A 6,883-nucleotide genomic window follows, 5' to 3' on the forward strand; every position below is an offset into this window, starting at 1 on the left:
ACCGAGATGATTCATGAACATTAATCTGCTGACCGTGCCGCTCAAGGCACTGGCGCTGGCCGGCCTCATGGCCGCGCTGCTGCCGACCGCCGCACAAGCGGCTGCCGCACCGCAACCGGGCAAAGTCTTCAAGGATTGCCGCGACTGCCCGGAACTGGTCGTACTGCCGGCCGGGACGTTCACCATGGGCACGCCGGAAGATGAAGTCGGCCGCGAGCCCGATGAAGGCCCGCTGCACGAGGTGACGTTCGCCAAGGCGTTTGCCATCAGTCGCTTTCAGATCACCGCCGGCGAGTGGGACAGCTATGTGCGTGAAACCGGTGTAGTGATCGCCAACGGTGATACCCGGCCCGGCCGCGAATGCGTGGCCAGCAAACCGCGCTACCCGCAATCCCCGCGCCAACCGGCAGTGTGCATGGACTTCGACGACATCAAGACCTACGTCGCCTGGCTGTCGAAAAAAACCGGGCAGAAGTACCAGATGGTCAGCGAAGCCCAACGCGAATACGCCGCCCGCGCCGGCTCCAAGGGACCGTTCCCCTTCCCGTTCGATGAGGGCAAGGGTTACAGCATCACCCAGCACGCCAACACTTACGGCCCGGCCGATGGCTACAGTTTCAGCTCGCCGGTGGGCAGCTATCCACCCAACGCCTTTGGCGTTTACGACATGCACGGCAACGTCTACGAATGGACGCCGGACTGCTACCACCCGGACTACGTCGGCGCACCGACCGATGGCAGTGCCTGGGTAGAACCCAACTGCGACGTCCTGCGCATTCGCGGGAATGATTGGGGCGAAGCGCCGGTGTTTTCCCGCTCGGGCAACCGCAACGACATCGACCCCAAGACCCGTGGCGACTGGATCGGCTTTCGCGTCGCGCGTGAACTGTAAGGCACTTTTCCAGCGCTCCCGCCTCACTCGGTCGCCGCCAGTCGGCGACCGTCTAAATTAAGCACCGGACCAGACGTTCTACAGGGTATCTGCCTCTACGACCCAAGGAACTGTCCTGTCATGACCCAGCCTACGCGCGGTGCAATTCATGAATTGTTCACCCTACTCAAACCCTTCCGGCTCGTCGTCGCGATCTCCATCATCCTCGGCATGGTCGGCGGCCTGAGTGTCACTGTGCTGCTGGCGACCATCAACAATGCCCTGCATTCGGACACCGGCCTGACCCAAGGTGTGGTCGCCCTGTTCGGCGGCCTGTGCCTGGTGGCGCTGCTGAGTTCGATCTGCTCGGACATCGGCACCAACTACGTCGGCCAGCACATCATCGCCACCCTGCGTAAGCAACTGGGGGAGAAAGTGCTGTCGGCGCCGATCGAACAGATCGAGCGTTACCGCAGCCATCGGCTGATCCCGGTCCTGACCCACGACGTCGACACCATCAGCGATTTCGCCTTCGCCTTCGCCCCGCTGGCCATTTCCATGACCGTCACCCTGGGCTGCATGGGCTACCTGGCCATGCTGTCGTGGCCGATGTTCCTGATCATGGTGGTGGCGATCATCATCGGCACCGGCATTCAGTACTTTGCCCAGAGCCTGGGCATCAAGGGCTTCTTCGCCGCCCGGGACGCCGAAGACGAGTTGCAAAAGCACTACAACGCCATCGCTGAAGGCGCCAAGGAACTGCGCATTCACCGTCCGCGCCGCCAGCGCATGTTCAACGCCGGCATCAAGGGCACGGCCGACTTCATTTGCAAAACCCAGATCAAGTCGATCAATACCTTCGTGATCGCCAAGACCTTCGGCTCGATGCTGTTCTTTGTGGTGATCGGCCTGGCCCTGGCCCTGCAATCGTTCTGGCCGAGCGCCGACAAATCGGTGATGAGCGGTTTTGTGCTGGTGCTGCTGTACATGAAAGGGCCGCTGGAACATCTGGTCGGCACCTTGCCGATCGTCAGCCGGGCGAAGATTGCGTTCAGTCGCATCGCCGAACTGTCCGAGCAGTTCTCCTCGCCCGAACCGCATCTGCTGCTCAGCGACCAGGGCAAAAAAGCCGCGCCGGTGCACAGCCTGGAACTCAACGATGTGCGCTACACCTTCCCTGCCGTACCGGGCAGCAATGCGTTTTCCCTGGGGCCGGTCAACCTGAAGATCGAACAGGGCGACATCATCTTCATCGTCGGCGAAAACGGTTGCGGCAAAACCACCCTGATCAAGTTGCTGCTGGGCCTTTACCCGCCGCAGCAAGGGGAAATCCGCCTCAACGGCCAAGCCGTGACCGCCGTCAACCGCGACGACTACCGTCAGTTGTTCACCACGATCTTTGCCGATTACTACCTGTTCGACGACGTGGTGCAAGGCGATACGCACATTCCCGAAGACGCCAACAAATACCTGCAACGCCTGGAAATCGCGCACAAGGTCAGCGTCCAGGACGGCAATTTCACCACCACGGATCTCTCCACCGGCCAGCGCAAAAGGCTGGCGTTGGTCAATGCCTGGCTGGAAGAACGGCCGGTGCTGGTGTTCGACGAATGGGCCGCCGACCAGGACCCGACCTTCCGGCGGATTTTCTATACCGAGCTGCTTCCGGACCTCAAGCGCCTGGGCAAGACCATCATCGTGATCTCCCACGACGACCGCTATTTCGACGTCGCGGACCAGTTGGTGCGCATGGAAGCCGGGCAAGTGATGACCGCGCTCAACCCGGCCTGACACGCCTCGTAGCGCGCTGAATCAAGGCAGAAACCGTCCCGCACCCTCGCGATAGCAAATAAGTTCGCGGTTTGCGGGATTTTTTTCCGGTTTTTCTGCGGTGTTGCGTCTAATTATCATTAACTAATAAAACTGCCCACGTATTTCAGGAGCATTTCGAGCGATGCAAAGCTTAACGTTGTCCCGCGCACCTCTGGCACTGGCCGTATCCCGACACAATCCCCGCCGCACCGTCTTGTCCGGCGCGCTGCTGACGCTGCTGTTGATGGGCGCCACGCAGGTACAAGCGACCCCGGTCGATGTAAATGTACCGGCGCAGTCGCTGTCCAGCGCGCTTCAGCAATTGGGTCAACAGGCCAACCTGCAAATTCTCTATAGCCCGGAGACACTGTCGGGCCTGAAATCGAGCGCAGTATCCGGGCACCTGGAACCGGAACAGGCACTCAACAACTTGCTGCTGGGGAGCGGCATCACTTTCCAAATGACCGGTAACACGGTCTCGCTGATTCCGGCCGCAGGCGCTGGCGGCGCACTGGAACTGGGCGCGGTCTCGATTTCCGGCAAGGCGCCGGGTTCGACCACCGAAGGCACAGGCCTTTACACCACGTACTCGTCCAGTAGCTCGACACGCCTGAACCTGACCCCCAAGGAAACGCCACAGTCGCTGACCGTCATGACCCGTCAGCGTCTGGACGACCAGCACCTGACCAACCTCAGCGACACCCTGGACGCCACCCCCGGCATCATCGTGTTGCGCGACGGTCAGGGCGCTGAATCCGACGGTTACTTCTCCCGTGGTTTCGAGATCCAGAACTTCGAAATCGACGGTGTTCCCACCGTCAAGCGCATGGACAACTACACCCAGAGCATGGCCATGTACGACCGCGTGGAAATCGTGCGCGGCGCCACCGGCCTGATCAGCGGCCTGGGCAGCCCGTCGGCGACCATCAACCTGATTCGCAAACGCCCGACCGCCGTGGCGCAGGCCAGCATCACCGCTGAAGCCGGCACCTGGGATCGTTATGGCACAGGCTTCGACGTCTCCGGCCCGCTGAACGAAACCGGCACCATCCGTGGGCGCCTGGTCACCGACTTCAAGACCGAGCAGTCCTGGATCGACCGTTACAAACAGGATTCGCAACTGGTCTACGGCATCACCGAATTCGACCTGAGCGAAAGCACCCTGCTGACCATGGGTTTCAGCTACCAGCAGACCGATGTTGACTCGCCAATGCGTTCCGGCCTGCCGACCCGCTTCACCGACGGCTCGCGCACCAACCTCAGCCGCTCGCTGAACTCGGCGCAAACCTGGTCCTACAACGACCACGAACAAACCAGCTACTTCACCTCGATCGAACACCAGTTCGACAACGGCTGGAGCGGCAAGGTCGAGTTCACGCACTCCGAGAACAAGTTCGACGAGGTGTTCAACTACGTCAACGGCGGGCTGAATCCTGACGGCAGCGGCACCACGCAATTGCCGGTACGCTTCTCCGGCACACCACGCCAGAACAACCTCGACGCCTACCTCACCGGGCCGTTCAGCCTGTTGGGTCAGGAGCACGAGTTGATCACCGGTGTGACGCTGTCCAACTACTACGAAAGCGTACCGTCCTACGGCGGCTGGAAATATGACTACTCCGGCTCCCCGGCCGGCGCCATCGACAACCTGCTGAACTGGAACGGCGACTCGGCCAAACCGAAATTCAACGTAACCGGCAAGACCACCAGCGAAGAAAACCAGTACGCCGCTTACCTGGCCACCCGCCTGCACGTAACCGACGACCTGAGCGTGCTGTTGGGCAGCCGCGTGATCGACTGGCATCGCGACTCGTCGGACAAACCTTACGGCGGTACTGAAACCAAGACCAAAGAGTCCGAAACCGGCGTGTACATCCCGTATGCCGGCGTGGTCTATGACCTGAACGACACCTGGTCGCTGTACGCCAGCTACACCAAGATCTTCGCCCCGCAATCGTCCTGGGTACGCGACATCAACAACAAGCCCCTGGACCCGATGGAAGGTACCGGTTACGAAGTCGGCCTGAAGGGCAGCCACTTCGACGGCAAGTTGAACTCCAGCGTGGCACTGTTCAAGCTTGAGCAAGACAACCTGGCGATCTGGATCGACACCCCTGGCGGCAACACCTACAAATCCGAGCAAGGCACCACCACCAAAGGTATCGAGTTCACCCTGGATGGCGAACTGGCCGAAGGCTGGCAGGCGTCTGCCGGTTATGCCTACTCCGTCAGCACCGATGCCGATGACCAGCGCATCGTCACCACCCTGCCGCGCAACAGCTTGAAGACGTTCACCAGCTATCGCCTGCCTGGCGTGCTGGACAAGCTCACCGTGGGCGGTGGCGTGAACTGGCAGAGCAAGACCGGCGCCGACCTGCACACCTTCCAACAGGGCAGCTACGCCGTCACCAACCTGCTGGCACGCTACGACATCAGCAAAAACCTGAGCGCTTCGGTCAACCTGAACAACGTGTTTGACCGCGAGTACCTGACCTACGCCGGCGACCACGGCATGTACGGCGCCCCGCGCAACATCATGACGGGCTTCAAGTACAACTTCTGATTTAACTGATGTAACAAAAGGCGCACCGGCCAAACCGGTGCGCCTTTTTTGTGGGCGATTGTTTTGTAATTGAAGTTTGAATAAAGGCCTTGAGGACCTTTCCTGTAATCGCATAGGAAATTTCCTATTGCGCGACGGAATCTCCAACATGCAGTGCATCCTTCCTGAAACTTCCCGCATTTTTTAATGTACTTGCCTACATGCGTCTCGGACGCACGCCGGCAACTTCCCCTGTAACTTTAAATGGCAGACCGCAATGAACTCTTGGTAACTTCCAATAAAAAGCACATTCAACAAGGACATGAATATGCAACGACCGCCCCCCTTTGAATTGACAGAAGCCGTGCATACAACGGCGCTGGCACCACCCGGATTCGAACCGGCCATACCCACTATTGACCCCAATCGCTATAGCGGCCCGTTTGGTACACCACTGAGCACTGTCCGTTACCAGCAAGTCCTGCAGAATTTCATCGCTCCGCTTGAAGCGGAATATCAAGCCAGGACGGCGATGATCCCGCAGAACATTGAAACGGATCTGGCTGCGGCACGGCTGGAAGGTTCGACACAGCCTCTGCCACCGGCGGCGGCCATCATTCGTGAACTGGGCGTCAGAAACGCGGTTATGCAACGCAAAAGCGCGGAGCAGCAGCACCAGACCGCACTGTCCCACGGGTTTTATGGCAGCGACCCCACCAACAAAACCGTTTATCAATTCCTGTCCCGGGCCTTTATTGTCGACAAGGTGCTAAGCCCCAACGACCCAGGCATGAACCTGTGGAAGCAGTCCTATCGGGCGGCCCATGAAGCGAGACTGATCAGCCAAACCCTTCAGGTGTTGAACCAGCAACACATCAACGTGCTCAACTGGCTTGCCGCCGTGCAAGCCCAGGAACAGGCGCGGCTGGCCGCACAACAACAAGCGCAGCAATTGGCGGCCGAGTTACAGCGCCAGGCGGCGGAGGCAGAAGCACGACGGCTTGCCGCCGAAGAAGAGGCCCGGCGGATTGCTCGCCTCGACGCACTGCTGCAAGCCCAACGACTGGCGGACGAACAGGCACGTCTGGCAGCGGAGGCGGCCGCGCAGCAAGTGGCGGTTGAACAGGCCCGGCTGGCTGCATTGGCGCAGGCTCAACGAGAGGCGGAACAGGCACGGCTGGAGGCAGAGCAACAGGAACAACGACGTCAGTTCGTTAACAACCATTCGCTCTCGGGCCAGGTGGCGACTACCGGGCCAGCCTTTTCGGTGGCTTCTCGGGCAGTTCCGCTGAACCCGGCCACGGCTCAATTGATTCTCACCACCCTGCGCTCGGCGCTGATGATGGGAACCGCAGCAGGCGCGGCGATGCTCGGCCCGGTCGTGGTTGGGATCAGTTCATTGTGGTCTTCCCGGATAATTCGGGTATTGCGCCGTTATATGTAGTGGTTAGTAGTCCGTATGAAGGTGCGACTTCCACAGGTGAACATAGTGGACGTCCATTTAATTCCGAGCGTGCAGGTGGACCGATTCTCGAACTGGATTTCAGTACCGCGGCCACCACACGAGATGGAATTGATGAAGTCATACTGCATGTTGCGAGGCTTGATCAATCTGACGCCAACGACATCATGATTGATCGTCTTGAAAGAATTCTTAG

5 protein-coding genes are annotated in these 6,883 nt (G+C 59.8%); all 5 read left to right on the top strand.

Translation table 11 applies throughout. From position 1 onward, the window contains the following. Nucleotides 1–13 precede the first annotated feature (13 nt). Nucleotides 14–892 carry a dihydropyoverdine dehydrogenase gene (pvdO, locus tag V5E99_RS28620; RefSeq protein WP_499805755.1) on the top strand — a complete coding sequence of 293 codons (879 nt, stop codon included), beginning with the start codon at nt 14–16 and terminating at the stop codon, nt 890–892. 120 nt (nt 893–1,012) lie between these two features. Next, nucleotides 1,013–2,662: a cyclic peptide export ABC transporter gene (locus V5E99_RS28625; protein ID WP_499805756.1), complete on the top strand. Its 1,650-nt coding sequence runs from the start codon at nt 1,013–1,015 to the stop codon at nt 2,660–2,662. Between the two features lie 163 nt (nt 2,663–2,825). Then, nucleotides 2,826–5,246, top strand: coding sequence for a TonB-dependent siderophore receptor (locus tag V5E99_RS28630; RefSeq protein WP_499805757.1), 2,421 nt, complete (start codon nt 2,826–2,828; stop codon nt 5,244–5,246). 307 nt (nt 5,247–5,553) lie between these two features. Continuing rightward, on the top strand, nt 5,554–6,669 hold the full coding sequence (locus tag V5E99_RS28635; protein WP_499805758.1) for a hypothetical protein: 1,116 nt from the start codon (nt 5,554–5,556) through the stop codon (nt 6,667–6,669). After that, nucleotides 6,627–6,883: hypothetical protein (locus tag V5E99_RS28640; protein ID WP_499805759.1), on the top strand; the 257-nt coding region annotated here is incomplete at its 3' end. The genes V5E99_RS28635 and V5E99_RS28640, both read left to right, overlap by 43 nt.

The organism is Janthinobacterium sp. LPB2021202312-11-4, assembly GCF_037049705.1.
Classification (GTDB): Bacteria; Pseudomonadota; Gammaproteobacteria; order Pseudomonadales; family Pseudomonadaceae; genus Aquipseudomonas.

Excerpts from the sequence above, each read along its gene's own strand:
- pvdO (WP_499805755.1), top strand. The coding sequence starts at position 14 with ATGAACATTAATCTGCTGACCGTGCCGCTCAAGGCACTGGCGCTGGCC.
- V5E99_RS28625 (WP_499805756.1), top strand. The coding sequence starts at position 1,013 with ATGACCCAGCCTACGCGCGGTGCAATTCATGAATTGTTCACCCTACTC.
- V5E99_RS28630 (WP_499805757.1), top strand. The coding sequence starts at position 2,826 with ATGCAAAGCTTAACGTTGTCCCGCGCACCTCTGGCACTGGCCGTATCC.
- V5E99_RS28635 (WP_499805758.1), top strand. The coding sequence starts at position 5,554 with ATGCAACGACCGCCCCCCTTTGAATTGACAGAAGCCGTGCATACAACG.